The sequence below is a fragment of the Pseudomonas sp. NPDC087598 genome, assembly GCF_044743525.1.
Classification (GTDB): Bacteria; Pseudomonadota; Gammaproteobacteria; order Pseudomonadales; family Pseudomonadaceae; genus Aquipseudomonas.
This window is the reverse complement of record NZ_JBIUWQ010000032.1, coordinates 51,712-72,009: the sequence shown is the minus strand read 5'-3', so window position 1 is coordinate 72,009 and position 20,298 is coordinate 51,712. Positions and strand designations below refer to the sequence as shown.

Annotated in this window: 18 protein-coding genes and 1 pseudogene; 10 read left to right on the top strand and 9 right to left on the bottom strand. The window is 59.8% G+C overall.

The features are described 5' to 3' along the window. Window positions 1-136: 136 nt before the first annotated feature. From gatC to ACIOWE_RS17985, 6 genes are all read left to right on the top strand, one after another. On the top strand, window positions 137-424 hold the full coding sequence (gatC, locus tag ACIOWE_RS18010; protein WP_007915356.1) for an Asp-tRNA(Asn)/Glu-tRNA(Gln) amidotransferase subunit GatC: 288 nt from the start codon (window positions 137-139) through the stop codon (window positions 422-424). Window positions 425-440: 16 nt separating this feature from the next. Continuing rightward, complete coding sequence (gatA, locus tag ACIOWE_RS18005; protein ID WP_401393996.1) at window positions 441-1,892, top strand: Asp-tRNA(Asn)/Glu-tRNA(Gln) amidotransferase subunit GatA; 1,452 nt, start codon at window positions 441-443, stop codon at window positions 1,890-1,892. 10 nt (window positions 1,893-1,902) lie between these two features. Then, window positions 1,903-3,348, top strand: coding sequence for an Asp-tRNA(Asn)/Glu-tRNA(Gln) amidotransferase subunit GatB (gatB, locus tag ACIOWE_RS18000; protein WP_201235380.1), 1,446 nt, complete (start codon window positions 1,903-1,905; stop codon window positions 3,346-3,348). Between the two features lie 233 nt (window positions 3,349-3,581). Continuing rightward, a complete protein-coding gene (locus tag ACIOWE_RS17995; protein ID WP_201235382.1) occupies window positions 3,582-3,956 on the top strand; it encodes a septal ring lytic transglycosylase RlpA family protein in 375 nt (124 codons plus the stop codon). 46 nt (window positions 3,957-4,002) lie between these two features. Continuing rightward, the gene (locus tag ACIOWE_RS17990; protein ID WP_401394005.1) at window positions 4,003-5,064 is read left to right on the top strand and encodes a calcium/sodium antiporter; all 1,062 of its coding nucleotides are present in this window, start codon (window positions 4,003-4,005) and stop codon (window positions 5,062-5,064) included. After that, window positions 5,061-5,441 carry a carboxymuconolactone decarboxylase family protein gene (locus ACIOWE_RS17985; RefSeq protein WP_016984177.1) on the top strand — a complete coding sequence of 127 codons (381 nt, stop codon included), beginning with the start codon at window positions 5,061-5,063 and terminating at the stop codon, window positions 5,439-5,441. The genes ACIOWE_RS17990 and ACIOWE_RS17985 overlap by 4 nt, the downstream gene beginning before the upstream one ends. A gap of 116 nt (window positions 5,442-5,557) precedes the next feature. Here the strand turns inward: ACIOWE_RS17985 and ACIOWE_RS17980 are convergent, their stop codons facing one another. From ACIOWE_RS17980 to kdgD, 5 genes and pseudogenes are all read right to left on the bottom strand, one after another. Next, the gene (locus tag ACIOWE_RS17980) at window positions 5,558-6,499 is read right to left on the bottom strand and encodes an AEC family transporter (protein ID WP_401393991.1); all 942 of its coding nucleotides are present in this window, start codon (window positions 6,497-6,499) and stop codon (window positions 5,558-5,560) included. A gap of 178 nt (window positions 6,500-6,677) precedes the next feature. Continuing rightward, on the bottom strand, window positions 6,678-8,231 hold the full coding sequence (garD, locus tag ACIOWE_RS17975) for a galactarate dehydratase (RefSeq protein ID WP_401393988.1): 1,554 nt from the start codon (window positions 8,229-8,231) through the stop codon (window positions 6,678-6,680). 11 nt (window positions 8,232-8,242) lie between these two features. Beyond that, window positions 8,243-9,637, bottom strand: a pseudogene (locus ACIOWE_RS17970) (MFS transporter); the annotation flags it as partial. Between the two features lie 118 nt (window positions 9,638-9,755). Next, the gene (locus ACIOWE_RS17965; protein ID WP_103303135.1) at window positions 9,756-11,201 is read right to left on the bottom strand and encodes an aldehyde dehydrogenase family protein; all 1,446 of its coding nucleotides are present in this window, start codon (window positions 11,199-11,201) and stop codon (window positions 9,756-9,758) included. A 74-nt stretch (window positions 11,202-11,275) separates the two neighbouring features. Beyond that, complete coding sequence (gene kdgD / locus ACIOWE_RS17960) at window positions 11,276-12,187, bottom strand: 5-dehydro-4-deoxyglucarate dehydratase (protein ID WP_007981458.1); 912 nt, start codon at window positions 12,185-12,187, stop codon at window positions 11,276-11,278. Window positions 12,188-12,422: 235 nt separating this feature from the next. On the opposite strand from kdgD, the gene ACIOWE_RS17955 reads away from it, so the two are divergent. The 3 genes from ACIOWE_RS17955 (at window position 12,423) to ACIOWE_RS17945 (ending at window position 14,516) form a co-directional block, all read left to right on the top strand. Next, complete coding sequence (locus ACIOWE_RS17955; RefSeq protein WP_401393986.1) at window positions 12,423-13,742, top strand: phospholipase; 1,320 nt, start codon at window positions 12,423-12,425, stop codon at window positions 13,740-13,742. After that, window positions 13,739-13,930: a hypothetical protein gene (locus tag ACIOWE_RS17950; protein ID WP_401393984.1), complete on the top strand. Its 192-nt coding sequence runs from the start codon at window positions 13,739-13,741 to the stop codon at window positions 13,928-13,930. The genes ACIOWE_RS17955 and ACIOWE_RS17950 overlap by 4 nt, the downstream gene beginning before the upstream one ends. A gap of 211 nt (window positions 13,931-14,141) precedes the next feature. Continuing rightward, the gene (locus ACIOWE_RS17945) at window positions 14,142-14,516 is read left to right on the top strand and encodes a hypothetical protein (RefSeq protein WP_401393982.1); all 375 of its coding nucleotides are present in this window, start codon (window positions 14,142-14,144) and stop codon (window positions 14,514-14,516) included. Window positions 14,517-14,519: 3 nt separating this feature from the next. Here the strand turns inward: ACIOWE_RS17945 and ACIOWE_RS17940 are convergent, their stop codons facing one another. From ACIOWE_RS17940 to ACIOWE_RS17925, 4 genes are all read right to left on the bottom strand, one after another. Continuing rightward, on the bottom strand, window positions 14,520-15,266 hold the full coding sequence (locus tag ACIOWE_RS17940) for a FadR/GntR family transcriptional regulator (RefSeq protein ID WP_103303141.1): 747 nt from the start codon (window positions 15,264-15,266) through the stop codon (window positions 14,520-14,522). Window positions 15,267-15,455: 189 nt separating this feature from the next. Continuing rightward, window positions 15,456-17,183, bottom strand: a complete 1,728-nt coding sequence (locus ACIOWE_RS17935; protein WP_401393980.1) for an ABC transporter ATP-binding protein/permease — start codon at window positions 17,181-17,183, stop codon at window positions 15,456-15,458. A 96-nt stretch (window positions 17,184-17,279) separates the two neighbouring features. Further along, window positions 17,280-17,840, bottom strand: a complete 561-nt coding sequence (locus ACIOWE_RS17930; RefSeq protein ID WP_003221630.1) for a response regulator transcription factor — start codon at window positions 17,838-17,840, stop codon at window positions 17,280-17,282. Further along, window positions 17,833-19,095 (bottom strand): ATP-binding protein, encoded by a 1,263-nt coding sequence (locus tag ACIOWE_RS17925; RefSeq protein WP_401393977.1) that lies wholly within the window; start codon window positions 19,093-19,095, stop codon window positions 17,833-17,835. The genes ACIOWE_RS17930 and ACIOWE_RS17925 overlap by 8 nt, the downstream gene beginning before the upstream one ends. Before the next feature lie 461 nt (window positions 19,096-19,556). On the opposite strand from ACIOWE_RS17925, the gene ACIOWE_RS17920 reads away from it, so the two are divergent. After that, window positions 19,557-20,273, top strand: a complete 717-nt coding sequence (locus tag ACIOWE_RS17920; protein ID WP_401393974.1) for an SIMPL domain-containing protein — start codon at window positions 19,557-19,559, stop codon at window positions 20,271-20,273. Window positions 20,274-20,298 lie beyond the last annotated feature (25 nt).

Genomic DNA, 20,298 nt, shown 5'->3' with positions numbered 1-20,298 from the left:
CGCCAAGCTGTTAACTTCGCCGCATTTCTGGGCACCAAGCCCCACACTCGCGGCCTGATGACCGTAGAAGTGCGGTAGTGGTCCGACAATCTCACACACGGACGCCGTCCGTTCTGTTTTCCACTGGAGAATCCCGATGGCGCTAGAACGCTCCGACGTGGAAAAAATCGCTCATCTGGCCTGCCTTGGCCTTAATGATGCCGATCTTCCGCACATTACTTCCGCCCTCAACAGCATTCTCGGGCTGGTCGACGAAATGCAGGCCGTCAATACCGACGGTATCGAGCCTTTGGCCCACCCGCTGGAAGCCAGTCAGCGCCTGCGCGCCGACGTCGTGACCGAAAGCAATCATCGCGAGGCTTATCAGTCCATCGCACCAGCGGTCGAAAACGGCCTGTATCTGGTTCCGAAAGTCATCGACTAAAGGGAAAGAGCCTGCAATGCATCAAATGACTCTGGCCGAGATCGCCCGCGGTCTCGCCGATAAAAAGTTTTCCTCCGAAGAGCTGACCAAAGTCCTGCTGGCGCGTATTACCCAGCTCGACCCACAGCTCAACAGTTTCATCAGCCTCACTGAAGAGCTGGCCATCGAGCAGGCGAAAGCCGCTGATGTACGCCGCGCCAACGGTGAGAGCGGCGCCCTGCTCGGCGCGCCGATCGCTCACAAAGACCTGTTCTGCACCCAGGGCATCCGCACCAGCTGCGGCTCGAAGATGCTCGACAACTTCAAAGCGCCATACGACGCCACCGTGGTTGCCAAACTGGCTGCGGCCGGTGCCGTGACCCTGGGCAAGACCAACATGGACGAATTCGCCATGGGTTCGGCCAACGAGTCGAGCTGGTACGGCGCAGTGAAAAACCCGTGGAACCTGGAACACGTGCCGGGCGGTTCGTCCGGTGGTTCGGCCGCGGCCGTTGCCGCTCGCCTGTTGCCGGCGGCCACTGCCACCGACACCGGCGGCTCGATCCGTCAGCCCGCCGCGTTCACCAACCTCACTGGCCTGAAACCGACGTACGGTCGTGTTTCGCGCTGGGGCATGATCGCTTACGCCTCCAGCCTCGATCAGGGCGGCCCGTTGGCCCGCACTGCCGAAGACTGCGCAATTTTGTTGCAAGGTATGGCCGGTTTCGATCAGAACGACTCCACCAGCATCGATGAGCCGGTTCCGGATTACTCCGCTAGCCTGGGCGATTCGTTGCAGGGCCTGCGCATCGGCGTGCCGAAGGAATACTTCAGCACCGGTCTCGACCCGCGCATCGCCGAACTGATCCAGAACAGCATTAAAGAGCTGCAGAAGCTTGGTGCCGTGATCAAGGAAATCAGCCTGCCGAACATGCAGCACGCGATTCCTGCGTACTACGTGATCGCCCCGGCAGAAGCCTCCTCGAACCTGTCGCGTTTCGACGGCGTGCGTTTCGGCCACCGCTGCGAGAACCCGAAAGACCTCATCGACCTGTACAAACGCTCCCGTGGCGAAGGCTTCGGCCCTGAAGTCCAGCGCCGGATCATGGTCGGTGCGTACGCGCTGTCCGCCGGTTACTACGACGCCTACTACCTGAAAGCGCAGAAGATCCGTCGTCTGGTGAAAAACGATTTCATGGCTGCGTTTAATGAAGTCGACATCATCCTCGGCCCGACCACGCCGAACCCGGCCTGGAAGCTCGGCGCGAAAAACAGCGACCCGGTCGCTGCCTATCTGGAAGACGTCTACACCATCACCGCCAACCTCGCGGGCCTGCCGGGCCTGTCGATGCCGGCCGGTTTTGTCGACGGTCTGCCGGTTGGCGTGCAGTTGCTCGCTCCATATTTCCAGGAAGGCCGTTTGCTCAATGTTGCGCACCAGTATCAGTTGAACACTGACTGGCACACTCGCACCCCAACCGGCTTCTGAGGAGACACACATGCAATGGGAAGTCGTGATCGGGCTGGAGATTCACACTCAGCTCACTACCCGGTCGAAAATCTTTTCCGGTAGTTCCACCACGTTCGGTTCCGAGCCGAACACCCAGGCCAGCCTGATCGATCTGGGCATGCCTGGCGTTCTGCCGGTGTTGAACCAGGAAGCCGTGCGGATGGCGGTGATGTTCGGTCTGGCGATTGACGCCGAGATCGGCCAGCACAACGTGTTCGCCCGTAAAAACTACTTCTACCCGGATCTGCCGAAGGGCTACCAGATCAGCCAGATGGAATTGCCGATTGTTGGCAAGGGCCACCTGGACATCGCACTGGAAGACGGCACCGTCAAACGTGTCGGCATCACCCGCGCGCACCTGGAAGAAGACGCCGGCAAGAGCCTGCACGAAGAGTTCAACGGTGCCACCGGCATCGACCTGAACCGTGCCGGCACGCCGCTGCTGGAAATTGTTTCCGAGCCTGACATGCGCAGCGCCAAGGAAGCCGTGGCTTACGTCAAGGCGATCCACGCGCTGGTGCGTTACCTGGGCATCTGCGACGGCAACATGGCCGAAGGCTCGCTGCGTTGCGACTGCAACGTGTCGATCCGTCCGAAAGGTCAGGTCGAGTTCGGCACGCGTTGCGAGATCAAGAACGTCAACTCGTTCCGCTTCATCGAGAAGGCGATCAACTCCGAGATCCAGCGTCAGATCGAGCTGATCGAAGACGGCGGCAAAGTGATCCAGCAGACCCGTCTGTACGATCCGAACAAGGACGAGACCCGTCCGATGCGTTCGAAAGAGGAAGCCAACGACTACCGCTACTTCCCCGATCCGGACCTGCTACCGGTGATCATCGAGGAGTCGTTCCTCGGCGAGGTGCGCGCCACCCTGCCGGAACTGCCGCCGCAAAAACGCGAGCGCTTCCAGAGCCAGTTCGGTCTGTCGGCCTACGATGCCAACGTGCTGGCCACCAGCCGTGAGCAAGCGGACTACTTCGAGAAAGTCGCAGCCATCGGCGGCGATGCCAAACTGGCGGCGAACTGGGTGATGGTCGAGTTGGGCAGCCTGCTCAACAAGCAAGGCCTGGACATCGACGAGTCGCCGGTTTCGGCTGAACTGTTGGGCGGCATGCTGCAGCGCATCAAGGACAACACCATCTCCGGCAAGATCGCCAAAGTGGTGTTCGAAGCGATGGCCAATGGTGAAGGCAGCGCGGACGAGATCATCGAGAAGCGCGGCCTGAAGCAAGTGACCGACAGCGGCGCGATCTCGGCGGTGCTCGACGAAATGCTCGCGGCCAACGCCGAGCAAGTTGAACAATATCGTGCGGCGGATGAAGCCAAGCGCGGCAAGATGTTCGGCTTCTTCGTCGGTCAGGCCATGAAAGCCTCCAAAGGCAAGGCCAACCCGCAGCAAGTGAACGAACTGCTGAAAAGCAAGCTCGAAGGCTGATGAAAATGGAGCCAGTCCCAAGGACTGGCTCCGATCCCTGTGGGGACAATTTTCTGTGGCTGAAGAGTTTCTGTGGTGAGGGGATTCATCCCCGATGGCGCGCGAAGCGGCCCCTGGTTCTGAATTCCTTGGAATTGGGGCTGCTGCGCAGCCCTTCGGGGATGAATCCCCTCGCCACAAAAGCTCGTCTTCCACAAAGGATTATTCCCACAATTGTTTTGGGAAACCTTTGAATGAAGCGTTTGTTCATCAGCTGCGCCCTGCTCTCTTTACTCGCCGGTTGCGCCAGCAACGACACCATCGACCCGCACGGTTACGACCAGAGCGGCGTCGCCTCCTATTACGGAGCCAAACACCACGGTAAACGGACCGCCAGCGGCGAACCGTTCAACCAGAACGCCCTGACCGCCGCCCACCGCCAATTACCCTTCGGCACCCGGGTCAAGGTCACCAACCTGAAAAACGATAAATCCTGCGTGGTGCGCATCAATGATCGCGGGCCGCACACCCGTGGTCGCTTGATCGATGTTTCACGCGAAGCGGCCGAACAACTCGGTATGCTCGGCAGCGGCACCGCGCGAGTTCGCGTGCAGGCCCTCGACGACTGATGGAGCACCGACCATTTTCGCCTTAGCCGATATACCGCTGATCAACCTGATCGAGTTGCTTGGCGGTCTGCTCTTGCTGATCGCGGGCGCCGAACTGATGGTTCGTGCGGCAGTGCGCCTCGCCGCGCGTTTGCATGTGCGGCCATTGATCATCGGTTTGACCATCGTCGCGTTTGGCAGCAGTGCGCCGCAAATGGCCGTCAGCCTGCAAGCTGCTCACGCGCACACTCCGGACATCGCCGTCGGCAGCGTGATCGGCAGCAGCATCTTCAATATCCTCGTCACCCTTGGCCTGTCGGCGCTGATCATTCCGTTGCGCGTTTCGCGGCAACTGGTACGCCTCGATATTCCGCTGATGATAGGCGCCAGCCTGTTGGTATTCGTACTGGCCTGGAACGAAGAGCTCGGGCGCTTCGACGGCGTCCTGTTGCTGGCCGCCCTGCTGCTCTACCTCGGCCTGTTGTTTCGCCAGTCGCGGCACTCGACTCGGCCGCACTCCGAACAGTCGCAAGATCCTCCAGCCCCTTGGCTGACCAGCCTGCTGATGATCTTCGCCGGGCTCGGCATGCTGATATTCGCAGGCCACTTGCTGTTGGGCGCGGCGGTGACCGTGGCCACCGACCTCGGATTGTCGGAACGCGTCATCGGCTTGACCGTGGTCGCCGTCGGCACCTCGCTGCCGGAACTCGCCACCTCGCTGATCGCGGCACTACGTGGGCAACGGGACATCGCGGTGGGCAACGTGATTGGTGCCAACCTGTTCAACCTGCTCGGGGTGCTGGGCATTACCGCGCTGATCGCGCCGACGCCTCTGTCGGTATCACCCAATGCGCTGGATTTCGACCTGCCGGTGATGCTCGGCGTCGCCGCGCTGTGCCTGCCGGTGTTCTATTCGGGTTACCGGGTGACCCGCGCCGAAGGTTTGCTGCTGCTCGGTTTGTATCTCGCGTACGGCCTGCATGTGGTGTCGTTCACCACCGGCATGCCGCTGGCCGGCAAGCTTGAGCGCTTGATGCTGTTTTACGTTTTGCCGACGCTGCTGACGTTTCTGTTGTTCACGTCGATACGCGCCTGGCGCCGCCAACACCACAAGAGGGATATGCCATGACCGAATCGAAGAAGTCCGGGGTTGAAGTCCGCCGCCAGGTAATGGGCGATGCGTTTGTTGATCGCGCATTGGGTAACGCCACCGAGTTCACCCAGCCGTTGCAGGATTTCGTCAATGAACACGCCTGGGGCGGCGTGTGGAATCGCGAAGGTCTGCCGCTGAAAACTCGCAGCCTGATCACCCTCGCTGCACTGACAGCGTTGAAGTGCCCGCAAGAACTGAAGGGCCACGTGCGCGGTGCGTTGAACAACGGTTGCACGGTGGACGAGATTCGCGAAGCGTTGCTGCATTGCGCGGTGTATGCCGGCGTGCCGGCGGCGATTGATGCGTTTCGGGCTGCGCAGGAAGTGATCGATACCTATCAGAAACCTGAGTAATTCAGAGCGGCTGGAATAGCTATCGCGAGCAGGCTCGCTCCCACATTGAAATGCGTTTCAAATGTGGGAGCGAGCCTGCTCGCGAAGAGGCCCGAAAGAACAACCCAAGCTTCAGGCTAGATCCACCCACCCCACTGCAAAAAGAATATCCCGACGTTGGTAGTAATCGCCGCCATCAACGTGGTGATCACAATGATTGCCGCCGCCAGTTCATGATTGCCCTGCGCCGCCCGGGCCATGACAAAACTGGCCGCCGCCGTCGGACTGCCGAAGTATAGAAACAGAATTCCCAACTCCGCCCCGCGAAAGCCCCAGAGCCACGCGCCCAACGTTGCCAGCACCGGCAAACCGATCATCTTCACCAGGCTGGAACTGAGCGCCATGTTGCCGCTCTTGCGCAACGCCGCCAGTGACAACGTGCCGCCGATGCAGATCAGTGCCAGCGGCAATGTGGTTTGCGCCAGATATTGCCCGGAGGTTTCCAGCCACCCCGGCAGGCTGATCTTGAGGTAGGCAAACGGCGCCGCCGCGATCACGCTGATGATCAGCGGATTGCTGAACACGCTTTTGCAGATGCTCCACGGATCGGACTTGATTACCGGGCTGTACACCGCCAGTACAATGGTCGACAGCGTGTTGTAAAACAGGATGACCAACGCCGCGAGGATCGCCCCGAGGGAAATCCCGTAGTCGCCGTACATGCTCGCGGCCAGTGCCAGTCCAATAACCCCGTTGTTGCCGCGAAATGCGCCTTGGGTATAGATGCCGCGATCTTCACGCGGGCAGCGGAAAATCGCCCAGCCCCAGGCCACGGCAAAACTCACCAGCGTGGCGACGGCGAAGTAGATCAGCAGCGCCGGTTGCAGCGCGGCGTGCAAGTCTGCGTGGAGGATGCCGAGGAACAGCAGCGCCGGCATGGTGACGTTGAACACCAGCGACGAGGCCGTGTGGATGAAGTTGTCGTTGATCCAGTCGATGCGCTTGAGCAGCACACCGAGAAACAGCATGGCAAACACCGGCGCGGTGATGTTCAGGGTTTCGAGGAAGATTGCCAGCATGCCGGGAGAGCCTTGGAGGTGAGCGTCGTTAGGGGGCTAATGATAAGCCACTCGATCCATCGGCGCCTGTCGGATCGCCTTCGCGAGCAGGCTCGCTCCCACATTTGATCGCATTCGCACAGACAGAACGCGGTCGAATGTGGGAGCGAGCCTGCTCGCGAAGAACGGTAACGCGGTCTCAAGTAATCGGCGCCGGATTAAACAGTGTGATGTCGTTATGCAGCTTGTGCTTCTCCGCCCATGTCTGCTGCTTGCCGCTGGCAACGTCCAAGTAATAGTGGAACAACTCCCAACCCAGTTCCTCGATGGTCGCGCGCCCGGTGGCAATGCGCCCGGCGTCGATATCGATCAGATCCGGCCAGCGCTGCGCGAGCTCCGTACGCGTCGAGACCTTGACCACCGGAGCCATCGCCAGACCATACGGTGTGCCTCGCCCGGTGGTGAACACATGCAGGTTCATCCCCGCCGCCAACTGCAATGTCCCGCAGACAAAATCACTGGCCGGCGTCGCGCAGAAGATCAGTCCTTTCTGCTTGAACCGTTCGCCCGGGCCGAGCACGCCATTGATCGCACTGCTACCGGATTTGACGATCGAGCCCAGCGACTTCTCGACAATGTTCGACAGCCCGCCCTTCTTGTTCCCCGGGGTGGTATTAGCGCTGCGATCCGCCTCACCTTTGGCCAGATAACGGTCGTACCAGTCCATCTCGCGCACCAGTTCCTCGGCGACGGTTTTGGTTTCGGCGCGAGACGTCAGCAAATAAATTGCGTCGCGCACTTCAGTGACTTCGGAAAACATCACCGTCGCCCCCGCGCGCAACAACAAGTCCGAGGCATAGCCCAGCGCCGGGTTGGCGGTGATGCCGGAAAACGCATCGCTGCCGCCGCACTGCATACCGAGGATCAGCTCGGACGCCGGCACGGTTTCGCGGCGGCGCTGGTCGAGTTTCTTCAGGCGGACTTCGGCCAGTTCCATGATCTGCTCGATCATCTCGGTGAAACCGTGACTGGAGTCCTGCAAGCGATACAGCCACGGATCACTCAAATCGACCGACGCATCGTCCTCATGCATCACCTGCCCGGCCTGCAATTTCTCGCAGCCCAGACTGATCACCAGCGCCTCGCCACCGAGGTTCGGGTTGCGCGCCAGATTGCGCACGGTGCGGATCGGAATGTAGGCGTCGGTGGCGGTGATCGCCACGCCGCAGCCGTAACTATGGGTCAGCGCCACCACGTCATCGACGTGCGGATACTTCGGCAGCAGCTCGTCCTTGATCCGTTTCACCGCGTGATCGAGCACGCCGGTAACGCACTGCACTGTGGTGGTGATGCCAAGAATGTTGCGTGTGCCGACGGTGCCATCGGCGTTGCGATAACCCTCGAAAGTGAAACCTTCCAGCGGTGCCTGCGCGGCCGGCACATCGGTGGACAGCGGCAAACTGTCCAGCGGCGGCGCGGTCGGCATGCGCAGTTGATCTTCCTTGACCCAACTGCCACGCGGGATCGGCTGCAACGCATAGCCGATGATCTGGCCGTAGCGAATGACCTGACCGCCCTCGGGAATATCCTCAAGCGTGACCTTATGGCTCTGCGGGACAAAATCCACGGTCACCAGACCGTCGGCGAATTCGGTACCGGCCGGTACGCCCTGGTCGTTGACCACTACCACTACGTTGTCCCGCTCGTGCAGGCGGATGTATCGCGGCGAGTCGGAATGTTCAATCAACTGCATGACGCCGCTCCTCAGGAATGCGCTTGAGACAATTTGCCAGTGGCTTCAGTACCGCCGTTGGTTGGCGGCTCTTTGAGTACCACACGTTTGATCGGGCCGACGATCACCAGGTAGCTGAACACTGCGACCAGTGCGTTGGCACCGACGAACACCAGCGCCCATTTGAACGAACCGGTGGAGCTGATGATGTAGCCAATCACGATCGGCGTGGTGATCGAGGCGATATTGCCGAAGGTGTTGAACAGGCCACCGCTCAGACCGGCGATCTGTTTTGGCGAAGTGTCGGAGACCACCGCCCAGCCCAGTGCGCCAACGCCTTTGCCGAAGAAGGCCAGGGCCATGAAGCCAACCACCATCCATTCAACATCGACATAGTTGCAGGCAACGATGCTGCTGGACACCAGCAGGCCGGCGATGATCGGCGCTTTACGGGCGAAGGTCAGCGAATGGCCCTTGCGCAGCAGGTAATCGGAAATCACTCCGCCGAGTACGCCACCGATGAAACCGCAGATCGCCGGCAGCGAGGCAATGAAACCGGCCTTGAGAATGGTCATGCCACGCTCTTGCACCAGGTACACCGGGAACCAGGTCAGGAAGAAATAAGTGATGCCGTTAATGCAGTATTGACCCAGATACACGCCGAGCATCATGCGGTTGGTCAGCAACTGGCGGATGTAATCCCATTTCGGACCGTCGGTTTTTTTGCCTTGCTTGACGTCCATGTCGACCATGCCGCCATTGTCGGCAATGAACTGCACTTCCGCTTCGTTGGCCATCGGGTGTTGGCGCGGGCTGTGGATAATCTTCAGCCAGATCCCCGAGAAGACGATGCCGAACAAGCCCATGACGATGAACACATGTTCCCAGCCAAAGCTGTAAACGATCCAGCCCATCAGCGGTGCAAACAACACGGTGGCAAAGTATTGCGCCGAGTTGAAGATCGCCGACGCGGTGCCGCGTTCAGCGGTCGGGAACCACGCGGCAACAATGCGTGCGTTGCCGGGAAAGGACGGCGCTTCAGCCAGGCCCACGAGGAAGCGCAGCATGAACAGCGCAACGATGGCCGTGGACATGCCGAACTCACCGACAAAGCCTTGCAGCACGGTGAACAGCGACCAGGTGAAAATGCTCAGGGCATAGACTTTTTTCGAACCGAAGCGATCGAGCAACCAACCACCGGGAATTTGTCCGGCGACGTAGGCCCAACCGAATGCAGAGAAGATGTAGCCGAGGGTGACCGCGTCAATGCCGAGGTCTTTTTGCAGGCTGGAGCCGGCGATGGCGATCGTGGCGCGGTCGGCGTAGTTGATCGTGGTCACCAGAAACAGCATGAGCAGGATCAAATAGCGGACGTGAGTCGGCTTCGAGGATTGCATGTAGATGTACTCCCACTGATTATTTTTATGCGCGGGTGAATCTTCTTTGGTGTTGCTTTTGTGGGAGCTGGCTTGCTGGTGATGGCATCACTGCGGTTTTTCAGTTACACCGCAGTGATGCCATCGCTTGCAGGCAAGCTCCCACAGATCAGGAACCGATATAGCTGGTCTTCACGACCGTGTAGAACTCTTGCGCATAGCGGCCTTGCTCACGTGAGCCATAGGATGAACCCTTACGGCCACCGAACGGAACGTGGTAATCGACGCCGGCCGTCGGCAGGTTGACCATCACCATCCCGGCCTGGGAGTGGCGCTTGAAGTGGTTGGCGTACTTCAGCGAAGTGGTCGCAATACCCGCCGACAGACCGAACTCGGTGTCGTTGGCCATCGCCAGCGCAGCGTCGTAATCGGCCACACGAACGATGTTGGCCACCGGGCCGAAGATCTCTTCACGGCTGATGCGCATCGACGCTTCGCTGTCGGCAAACAATGTCGGCGCAAGGAAGTAGCCTTCGGTATCGCACGTCACCAGACCGCCACCGCTGACCAGACGCGCACCCTCGGACTGGCCAATGTCGATGTACTTCATGTCCTGCTCAAGTTGCGCTTGCGAAACCACTGGACCAATATCGGTGCCGGATTTCAGTGCGTGGCCGACCTTGATCGACTTCATGCGCTCGGCCATCGCTTCAACAAACTTGTCGTGAATTCCGGCAGTCACGATCAAACGGCTCGACGCGGTGCAACGCTGGCCGGTGGAGTAGAACGCGCTCTGTACCGACAGCTCGACCGCTTGTTTGAGGTCGGCGTCGTCGAGAATGATCTGCGGGTTCTTGCCACCCATTTCCAGCTGCACCTTGGCTTGGCGCGAAACGCAGTTGACCGCGATCTGCCGGCCCACGCCGACGGAACCGGTGAAGCTGATGCCATCGACTTTCGGGCTGTTGACCAGCGCTTCACCCACCACGCGACCGCTACCCATCACCAGGTTGAACACGCCGGCCGGGAAGCCTGCGCGGGAGATGATTTCGGCCAGCGCCCAGGCACAGCCCGGCACCAGATCCGCCGGTTTGAGCACCACGCAGTTGCCGTAGGCCAGGGCCGGGGCGATTTTCCACGATGGAATGGCAATCGGGAAATTCCACGGGGTGATCAGACCGACCACGCCCAGCGCTTCGCGGGTCACTTCAACGTTGACACCTGGCCGCACCGACGGCACGTAGTCGCCGGACAGTCGCAGGCACTCACCGGCGAAGAATTTGAAGATATTGCCGGCGCGGGTCACTTCGCCGATGGCTTCAGGCAGGGTCTTGCCCTCTTCCCGGGCCAGCAGAGTGCCGAGTTCTTCACGACGGGCGAGGATTTCCGTACCGACTTTATCCAGCGAATCGTGACGGGCCTGAATGCCCGAGGTCGACCAGGCCGGGAACGCCGCGCGGGCAGCCTCGATGGCCGCATTGACTTGGGCCAGATCAGCCTTGGCGTAATCGCCAATGGTGTCGCTCAGTTCGGACGGGTTGATGTTGGCCGAGTAATCGGCAGCGGCGACCCATTCGCCGTTGATGTAGTTATCGAAACGTTTTGCATCTGCCACGGGACTGCCCTCGAATCTAAAAGCCTTCACGCAAAAAGCCGCTGATTGCTCAGCGGCCTCGCTTTTGTCGGGTGTTACTGCGCACCTTGCTTGTCGATCAGCGCGGCGAGCATTTCGTACTCTTCGCCGGTCAGATCGGTCAGCGGTGCACGCACTGGACCTGCATCGTAGCCGGCGATTTTTGCGCCTGCCTTGACGATGCTCACGGCATAACCGGCCTTGCGGTTACGGATGTCCAGGTACGGCAGGAAGAAGTCGTCGATGATCTTGCCGACGGTGGCGTGATCTTCACGGGCGATGGCGTGGTAGAAATCCATCGCGGTTTTCGGGATGAAGTTGAACACCGCCGAGGAGTAAACCGGCACGCCCAGCGCTTTGTAGGCGGCGGCATAGACTTCGGCGGTCGGCAACCCACCCAGGTAGCTGAAGCGATCACCGAGGCGGCGACGGATCGACACCATCAACTCGATATCGCCCAGGCCATCCTTGTAGCCGATCAGGTTCGGGCAGCGCTCGGCCAGACGTTCCAGTAGCGGAGCGGTCAAGCGGCAGACGTTGCGGTTGTAAACGACCACGCCGATGTTGACCGATTTGCACACTGCTTCAACGTGAGCGGCAACGCCGTCCTGACTCGCTTCAGTCAGGTAGTGCGGCAGCAGCAACAGGCCTTTGGCGCCCAGACGCTCGGCTTCCTGAGCGTACTCGATGGCCTGACGGGTCGAACCGCCGACACCGGCCAGAATCGGCACGCTGGTCGCGCAAGTGTCGACCGCGGTCTTGATGATTTCCGAATATTCGCTGGCCGCCAGGGAGAAAAACTCACCGGTGCCGCCCGCAGCGAACAGAGCCGAAGCGCCATACGGAGCCAGCCATTCCAGACGTTTGATGTAGCCCGCGCGGTTGAAATCGCCCTGCGCGTTGAAATCAGTCACCGGGAAGGACAGCAGGCCGGCAGAGAGGATGGACTTCAGTTCTTGTGGATTCATTATTCGAACACCCTGAGTAGCAATATTTTTGTGAGTAGACCATTCAGCGCTCGCTGAAGTTGTAGGTCATCGTACAACTTAAAAGATAACCGTCAACTGCATTTCATCGCTGACAGGCACTTTTTGTCGGACAAGATTCTTACTTGACGTAGGAAAGTTCTCGGCTAGTCTCAATTTAACTGTATATACATACAGCCAAATAAGAATCTACCGACGACATATCAAGGAGAAAGAAATGTCCGGACTTCACCCGAAACCTCAGGAAAAACCCAAACCGCTCATCGCCCGTTTTGATGATCTGTTTACTGAAACCGGCATCGCATTCAGCGCCGACAATGCGCATCTGGTGCTGCACATCGCCGACGCTCACAGCGATGTCGAACCGGTCACGGCCCTCCCCGGCCATGCCTTGAAAGGCAGACCGCAAGCACGCTTCGAGGGCGGTGAACACACGGCTATCGGCGATAACACGCTGCTGCGTTTTGTCGAGAATGCGCAACCGCTGCTCGCGCAAAATGTGCCATTGCATCTGCCCAATGGCCTGGCGCTAACCTACGGCCAAGTGCTGGCACTGGGTGGTGATTTCTATGGCATCCCTGATCGCCCGGTCAGCGAAGGCGCCACCCCGGTGGATCGCCTGCAACGCTTCAACGCAGCCTTCGACTCCCTTGCGGTACTGCCTGCCGCTCGTGCCGAAGCCACACAGATTCTCGCGGTCATGCAAAAAGAGATCGATGCGGTTAAACAGGCAATCAAGGACGGTAAACAACCGCACGAAGCCTACGATGCGCTGGGAGATACGTTGTCCGAAGAGTGGAACAAGATCACCGGCGGCGGCAGTTTCGTCTCCGCGCTGTTCCCGCTCGGGCGGTACCTGAAACTGGCGGCCAACAATGCCGACCATTTCGGCGAATGGGCGAAGCTGGCCTACATCGCCGGACACACCGCCGCGCTGCAAACGGCTATCGCTGCTCGCGCCAGTCACGATGAACAACAATTGGAACGGGCCTACGCCATGAACGCGTTTGCCGACCACTTCCTCACCGACCTGTTTTCCTCCGGCCACTTGCGGGTGCCGCGCAAGGAACTCGCTGCGGTGGTGACCCCGAGTGATCTGGGCTCGCTGATCACCCGCTTCATGCACGACGAGGACAGCAAATTCGGTCTCAAGGTGCGCAACGGACATGGCGATCAGTGGCGGGCCTATGGCGACAAGCGCTATTTCGACGCGACCGACGCCGACAACCGCACTCAAGTCAATCAAGCGGTACAGATTTCCGCCGACGAGGTATTTGCTGCCTACCTCAGCGGCAACTTGCCCGCCCCTTCGACGTTCGCCGCACTGCAACGCCTGCCGGACCTGACGGCGGTGTTGAATCTGGCGAACAACTTTTCGCCACTGTTCCGCACCGAGGGCAGCAAGGTGCTGCGCCGCAAGGACGTCAACAACCTCAACGACAGCGCCACCATCGACGACTGGTGGGGCTGGAGCACTTACCTGCTGCTCAAGGACTACCACCCGACCGGCAACGTCAATCAAGGAGAGATGCAATGACGATCAAATTGAAACTCGAACTGGCCTCGGGCCAATCGCTGAAGGGTGCGCCACTGGAATTGTTGCTCAAAGGTCAGTCGATTGCCCGTGCAACCGTGGATGCCCAAGGCTACGCAACCTTTGATGCCAAACCCGCCGCCGGCCTCCTCGCCGTAAGAGTCGACCGCTCAATCCTGGCGCAACACTGACACACCCACCTCCGGAGCTGCCGAAGGCTGCGATCTGTTGATCTTGCTTTTAAAAATCAAAGTCAAAAGATCGCAGCCTACGGCAACTCCTACAGGGGGCTTTGAAATGGCTGGAAATGAACGGTTTAAAACGCGCTTTGCGAAAGGCTTTTACTGTGAAGAACCGCCGTGAATGGATCACGGCCCACTTCGCACGGAGAGCGACCCCCTCATGATTTTTGCCTCGCCAACACTCCCGCAATGTCTGCCGCATTCGCCAGAAACGGTCACCTTGAACCTGTCCCTGCTGAGCGACGACCTGATCATTCAGGTTCCGGACTCCACCGACATTCCAGCGAACTGGGAGGTGTATCCGATACTTGGGGCTGACCCCGAAGAGCCCGACTGGGAGGGCCGGCAACAAGCGACCGGCATTTGGGACGACGTCAGTGAAGACGCCTTGAAACTCAATGGCATCGAGTTGCGCATCCCCAGGGACGCACTCGAAACGTACCTGCATCAGGAGATCGAACTTCGCTACAAATTCGTCGATGAGTCCAGCATGGACCCATATTCTGAACCTCTGAGACTCACCATCGAAAGTTGATGATCAGCCCTGCGCCTGCGCCTCTTCATGGGCCTGGCGCAGTCTTTCGCGGCTGTTGGTCAAATGCAGGCGCATGGCCGCGCGGGCCGCATCGGAATCCTGACGGGCAATCGCCTCGTAGATTTCTTCGTGCTCGCGGCTCAGTCGGTTCATATAGTGCTGCTGGTCATCATGGGCCAGGCGCGCCGAATTCAGCCGGGTACGCGGAATAATGCTGGTGCCCAGGTGGGTCATGATGTCGGTGAAGTAGCGGTTGCCGGTAGACAAGGCAATTTCCAGGTGGAAAGCGAAGTCCGAGGCAACAGCGTCACTGGCGTGGGCAACGCTGTCGTTCAACGCATCGAGCGCGGCGCGCATGGTCGCCAGTTGCTCGGGGCTGCGGCGTTGCGCGGCAAGACCGGCGGACTCCACTTCAAGACTGATACGCAACTCAAGAATCGCCAACACGTCACGCAGCGTGACCACCGTGGCCGGGTCGATGCGAAAGCCACTCGGGCTCGGTGTGTCGAGCACGAAAGTACCGATGCCGTGGCGGGTTTCAACCTGGCCAGCGGCCTGCAAACGGGAAATCGCCTCGCGCACCACCGTGCGGCTGACGCCATGGGCTTCCATGATCGCCGACTCGGTGGGCAGCTTGTCGCCGCGCTTGAGCAGGCCATCACGGATCTGCTCGCTCAGCACCGTCACCAGTTCCTGTGCCAGGCTGCGGCGCTTGCGCGGGAGGCGCGGGGTGTTGATCGGATTTTCCATGGTGTGCATCTTGTCTCGATAATTCGGCGTGCGGGCATCATAGCGCAAGCGGGTTGTACGATCACTGATCGGCTCACATCGCTTCATGTAGGAGTGAGCCTGCTCGCGATGACGTCCGCACATTCAGCATCAATGTGACTGACAGAGCGCTATCGCGAGCAGGCTCACTCCTACAAGGGTTAGCGGCGATCAGGCAGTCACGGTCTGTTCAACCAGGTGGCCGCTGTCGATCCGCACATGCCGTGGGTGGAAACGCTTGAGGCTGCTGCGATGCCCGACGCTGACAATACTCAACCCCGGCAACTGATCGATCAGTGCCTGATACAGCGTCGCTTCGTCTTCCTCGTCCATCGCCGACGTCGCTTCGTCCATGTACAGCCATTGCGGCGCGTAAAGCATTGCGCGGGCAAAAGCCAAACGTTGTTGTTCGCCCGGAGAGAGCATGCGTTGCCAGTGATTGGCCTCGTCCAGTCGCGCGACCAGATGCGGCAAGCGGCAGGTTTCCAGCACTTGTGCATAACGTTCCGGCGCGTAGGTGTCGCCCGGTTGTGGATAACTCAACGCCTCACGCAAGGTACCAATCGGCAGATAGGGTTTCTGTGGCAGGAACAGATAACGTGCCGCCGGCAAGCGAATATTGCCGTGCCCCGCCGGCCATAAATGCCCCATCGCCCGCAGCAACGTCGACTTGCCGCTGCCGGAACGGCCGCTGAGCATGACTCGCTCGCCCGGCTCGACGGTCATGTCGGCGTTGGTCAGCAGATGACGACCGTCGGCCAGATCCAGTCCCAGGTTGTGCACTTTCAAAGCACTGCCCTGATTTTTCACGTCGATGGCCGGCGTACGCTCTTCGTTGTCGGTCATGGCCTGACGGAAACTCAGCAGACGATCACAAGTGGCGCGCCAGGACGCGAGGCTCTGGTACGCACTGATAAACCAGCTGAAACTCTCTTGGACGTTGCCGAATGCCGAGCTGATCTGCATCAGTTCACCCAGTTCGATCTTGCCGGCGAGGTAACGCGGCGAAGCAACGATGAACGGGAAAATGATGGCTGCCTGGCTATAACCGGCGGTGAAGAAGGTCAGGCGCTTGGACACTTTCATGATGTCCCAGAAATTGTGCCAGACATTCCCGAAGCGAGCGCTCAAGCGACGATTCTCGTTCGGTTCGCCGTTATACAAGGCAATGCTTTCGGCATTCTCGCGAATCCGCACCATGGAAAAACGCAGGTCGGCTTCGAAACGTTGTTGTTGGTTGTTCAGACCGATCAAACGACGACCGATCAAATGTGTCAGCCAGCTACCCACCACGGCGTACACCAGCACGCACCAGAACATGTAGCCGGGAATGGTGATGCCGTAGATTTCGATGCTGCCCGACACCCCCCACAAAATGATCGAGAACGACACCAGGCTGACAATATTGCGCAGCAGCCCGATGCCCAGTTCAAGGGTGTTGGAGGTGAAGTTGTTAAGGTCTTCGGAAATCCGCTGGTCCGGGTTATCGGTGTAACCACCCTGCTCCAGCTGGTAATAATTCTTGTCGGCAAGCCAACGGGAGAAATGCTTTTCAGTGAGCCAGGCTCGCCAGCGAATCGTCAGCATCTGCGTCAGATAGAGCCGGTACACCGCACCGATAATCGCCACGGCCGCAATGCCGCAGAAGTACAGAATCAAGCGCCAGAACGCCGCTTCGTCCTTCTTTTGCAGGGCGTTGTAGAAATCCTTGTACCAGGTGTTGAACCACACCGAGATGCCCACGCTCAGCAGCGAGAGCGCGATCACCGCAATCAGCAACGTCCAGGCCTTGCCCTTCTCTTCACTGCGCCAATAGGGCGTGATGATCGCCCACACCTTGCGAAAAAACTGCCCGCGCACAGCATCGTTGACCGCGGAATATTCAGCGTTCTGATTCATGGATAAGGCTCGATATAGAAAAGAACAGACACGCACCGATCATAGTAGATCGGTGCGTTTTATCGCGAGAGCTGGCGATAGTCGTTCAGCGCAGGTTCAGCGACGAACCGGGCGCTTCTGCAGTTTGCGCTGCAGAGTGCGACGGTGCATGCCCAAGGCGCGGGCAGTGGCGGAGATGTTGCCTTCGTGTTCGGTGAGCACGCGCTGAATGTGTTCCCACTGCAGGCGGTCGACCGACATCGGGTTTTCCGGCACCAGACTGTCGAGGTCGGCGTGCTCGGAAAGCAGCGCGGCCAGCACGTCGTCGGCATCGGCCGGTTTGCACAGATAGTTGCAGGCGCCGCGTTTGATCGCTTCGACCGCCGTGGCAATGCTCGAATATCCGGTGAGGATTACCACGCGCATTTCCGGGTCCAGCTCCAGCAACTTCGGCAACAGCACCAGACCGGAGTCGCCGTCCATTTTCAGGTCCAGCGCGGCATAGTCCGGCAGATCGGCCTGGGCGATGGTCAGGCCTTCCTCGGCGGAACCGGCGGTGCTGACGCGAAAGCCACGGCGGGCCATGGCACGGGCCATGACTCGGGTAAACGTTGCGTCGTCGTCGACCAGCAGCAAATGCGGCAGTTCTTCGCCTTCGACTTGGATTTCGTCACTCATGTTGGTCTCCTCGGGCGCCGTGGGGCAGGCGCAGCTCGGTGAGCGTGCCGCCTTCCTCATGACTATAGAGGTTCACTGAGCCGCCGGCGCGTGTCACGCTGGCCTTGCTCAAAAACAGGCCCAGGCCGAAACCTTTGCCCTTGGTGGTAAAAAACGGTTTGCCGATCTGTTCGGCGATGGCCAGCGGCACACCGGCACCGTGATCGCGAATGCTGATGGTCACGTTTTCCGCGTCCCAGTCCAGCGTCACTTTGAGGTTTTCCGGACAGGCGTCGGCGGCGTTGTTGAGCAGATTCAGCAGCGCCTGAGTCAGATCCGGCGGCGGCGCCATGCGCGGCACAGTGCCCTGGCCAAGACGATGGAAACGATAACTGGCTTCCGGGCGCATCAAGTGCCAGCGGTTCAGCGCTTCGTCGAGCCATTGGGTGACATCCTGCATCTCGACCGCCAGACGACGATTGGCCTCGGCGGCACGCACCAGTTGCTGCAAGGTCTCTTTGCAGAGCTTGACCTGATCCTGCAGCACCTTCAGATCGTCCTGCAACATCGGATCGGGATGATCCTGCTGCATCTCCTTGAGCAGCACACTCATGGTCGCCAGCGGCGTACCCAGTTCATGCGCGGCACCGGCCGCTTGCGTGGCGACCGCGAGCAACTGCTGATCGCGCAGGCCTTCTTCGCGGCGAATCGCCCGTAATTCTTCCTGACGGCGCAGCTCTTCGGCCATGCGTGCAGCGAAGAAGGTGATCACCGCTGCGGCCAGCGCGAAGCTCAGCCACATGCCGTAGATCTGCAGGTTTTCGCGAGCGACCGGCAGGGTTTCCAGTGGATAAAACCGCGTCAGCATCACGGTGTACAGCGCAAGCGCGATGCCCGACAGAATCACCGAATAGCGCCACGGCAGCGTCACCGCGGCGATGGTCAGCGGCACCAGATAATAGGAAACGAACGGGTTGGTCGAGCCGCCGGAGAAATACAGCAGTGCACTGTGAATCACCAGATCACACGCCAGTTGCAGCGCGTATTCGAGTTCAGTCACCGGCCACGACGTGCGCAAACGCACGGCGGTGAACACGCACAACAGCGTCGAACAGCCGAGGGTCATCGCCAGTTGCACCCATGGCAACGGCAACAGTTGCAGCCAATAGGCCAAACCAACGGAACCGGCCTGCGCGGCGAGCACCAGAGTGCGGATGAAAGTCAGCCGCCAGAGGTTCTGGCGAGTGGCGGAAGTCAGTTGTACGGGGGCGAGCATGAGCTCTCCTGATGAGCGCTCCAGGCGGATCGCACGGAGTATAACCAAGCCGCGCCCTTGAGAGGCGAAAGTGCGGCAAACGACCACATGGCGCAGACAGCAAAATCGTCTACGCCGAACAAAACTTTTAGCGTGGCGCGCACTCCTGTGGCGAGGGAGCTTGCTCCCGCTGGACTGCGCAGCAGGCCCAAACCCGGCGACCGTGATCTGCAAGAAATACCGCGGAAACAGGATTGACGACTGCTGCGCAGCCGAGCGGGAGCAAGCTCCCTCGCCACAGAAGCACTTTGAACTCTGGAATGCATTTTCTGTAGGAGCGAGCCTGCTCGCGAATGGCTGCGCAGCGGCCCCATGCGATCTGTATAGAAGTTGTAACTGGGCGAACCGGATCATAAAAGCTAGAGTCTGATGGTTTCACGCAGGCCCCCAACCAACACCTGCGCCCTCATCAAGGAGCCTTCATGCACACATTTCGCCGCAGCGCCGCCCTTCTCGCCCTGACCGTCGGCAGCGTCGTCAGCCTTCCGGCCCTGGCCGCCGATGAGCTGCACTACAACCAGATTTCCCTGCGCGCCGAAGTCAGCACGGAAGTGGCCCGCGACCTGATGATCGTGACCCTCTACACCGAAGAGCAAAACACTGACCCGGCCAAACTCGCCGCCGACGTCAGCACCACCATGAACAAGGCACTGGCCCAGGCCAAGCAGGTCAAAGACATCACCCTGCGCCAGGGCAGCCGCAACAGCTACCCGATCTACGACACCAAGGGCCAGACAATCACTGGCTGGCGCGAGCGCGCCGAACTGCGCCTGGAAAGCGCCGACTTCGCCGCCCTGTCCAAACTCACCGGCGAACTGCTGACCGACCTGAAAATGGGTGGCATGGACTTCGCCATCGCCGACCCGACCCGCAAGGCCAGCGAAGACAAGCTGCTGAAAGAAGCCGTCACTGCCTTCAAGGCCCGCGCGCAACTGGCCACCGACGCACTGGGCGGCAAGGGTTACAAAATCGTCAACCTGAACCTCAACAGCAACGGTTATCCACAACCGTACATGCGCGCGCCGATGATGATGAAAGCCGCGGCCATGGATTCGGCCCCGGTGACGCCGGAAGTTGAAGCGGGTACGAGCCAGGTCAGCATGACCGCCGATGGCTCGATTGAAGTGCTGATGCAGTGAATTGATGTGAGCTGAATGAAAAACC

What these genes read in the sequence shown, in the direction of transcription:
- gatC (WP_007915356.1), top strand. Translation starts at nt 137, where the DNA reads ATGGCGCTAGAACGCTCCGACGTGGAAAAAATCGCTCATCTGGCCTGC.
- gatA (WP_401393996.1), top strand. Translation starts at nt 441, where the DNA reads ATGCATCAAATGACTCTGGCCGAGATCGCCCGCGGTCTCGCCGATAAA.
- gatB (WP_201235380.1), top strand. Translation starts at nt 1,903, where the DNA reads ATGCAATGGGAAGTCGTGATCGGGCTGGAGATTCACACTCAGCTCACT.
- ACIOWE_RS17995 (WP_201235382.1), top strand. Translation starts at nt 3,582, where the DNA reads ATGAAGCGTTTGTTCATCAGCTGCGCCCTGCTCTCTTTACTCGCCGGT.
- ACIOWE_RS17985 (WP_016984177.1), top strand. Translation starts at nt 5,061, where the DNA reads ATGACCGAATCGAAGAAGTCCGGGGTTGAAGTCCGCCGCCAGGTAATG.
- ACIOWE_RS17980 (WP_401393991.1), bottom strand. Translation starts at nt 6,499, where the DNA reads ATGCTGGCAATCTTCCTCGAAACCCTGAACATCACCGCGCCGGTGTTT.
- garD (WP_401393988.1), bottom strand. Translation starts at nt 8,231, where the DNA reads ATGCAGTTGATTGAACATTCCGACTCGCCGCGATACATCCGCCTGCAC.
- kdgD (WP_007981458.1), bottom strand. Translation starts at nt 12,187, where the DNA reads ATGAATCCACAAGAACTGAAGTCCATCCTCTCTGCCGGCCTGCTGTCC.
- ACIOWE_RS17955 (WP_401393986.1), top strand. Translation starts at nt 12,423, where the DNA reads ATGTCCGGACTTCACCCGAAACCTCAGGAAAAACCCAAACCGCTCATC.
- ACIOWE_RS17950 (WP_401393984.1), top strand. Translation starts at nt 13,739, where the DNA reads ATGACGATCAAATTGAAACTCGAACTGGCCTCGGGCCAATCGCTGAAG.
- ACIOWE_RS17945 (WP_401393982.1), top strand. Translation starts at nt 14,142, where the DNA reads ATGATTTTTGCCTCGCCAACACTCCCGCAATGTCTGCCGCATTCGCCA.
- ACIOWE_RS17940 (WP_103303141.1), bottom strand. Translation starts at nt 15,266, where the DNA reads ATGGAAAATCCGATCAACACCCCGCGCCTCCCGCGCAAGCGCCGCAGC.
- ACIOWE_RS17935 (WP_401393980.1), bottom strand. Translation starts at nt 17,183, where the DNA reads ATGAATCAGAACGCTGAATATTCCGCGGTCAACGATGCTGTGCGCGGG.
- ACIOWE_RS17930 (WP_003221630.1), bottom strand. Translation starts at nt 17,840, where the DNA reads ATGAGTGACGAAATCCAAGTCGAAGGCGAAGAACTGCCGCATTTGCTG.
- ACIOWE_RS17925 (WP_401393977.1), bottom strand. Translation starts at nt 19,095, where the DNA reads ATGCTCGCCCCCGTACAACTGACTTCCGCCACTCGCCAGAACCTCTGG.
- ACIOWE_RS17920 (WP_401393974.1), top strand. Translation starts at nt 19,557, where the DNA reads ATGCACACATTTCGCCGCAGCGCCGCCCTTCTCGCCCTGACCGTCGGC.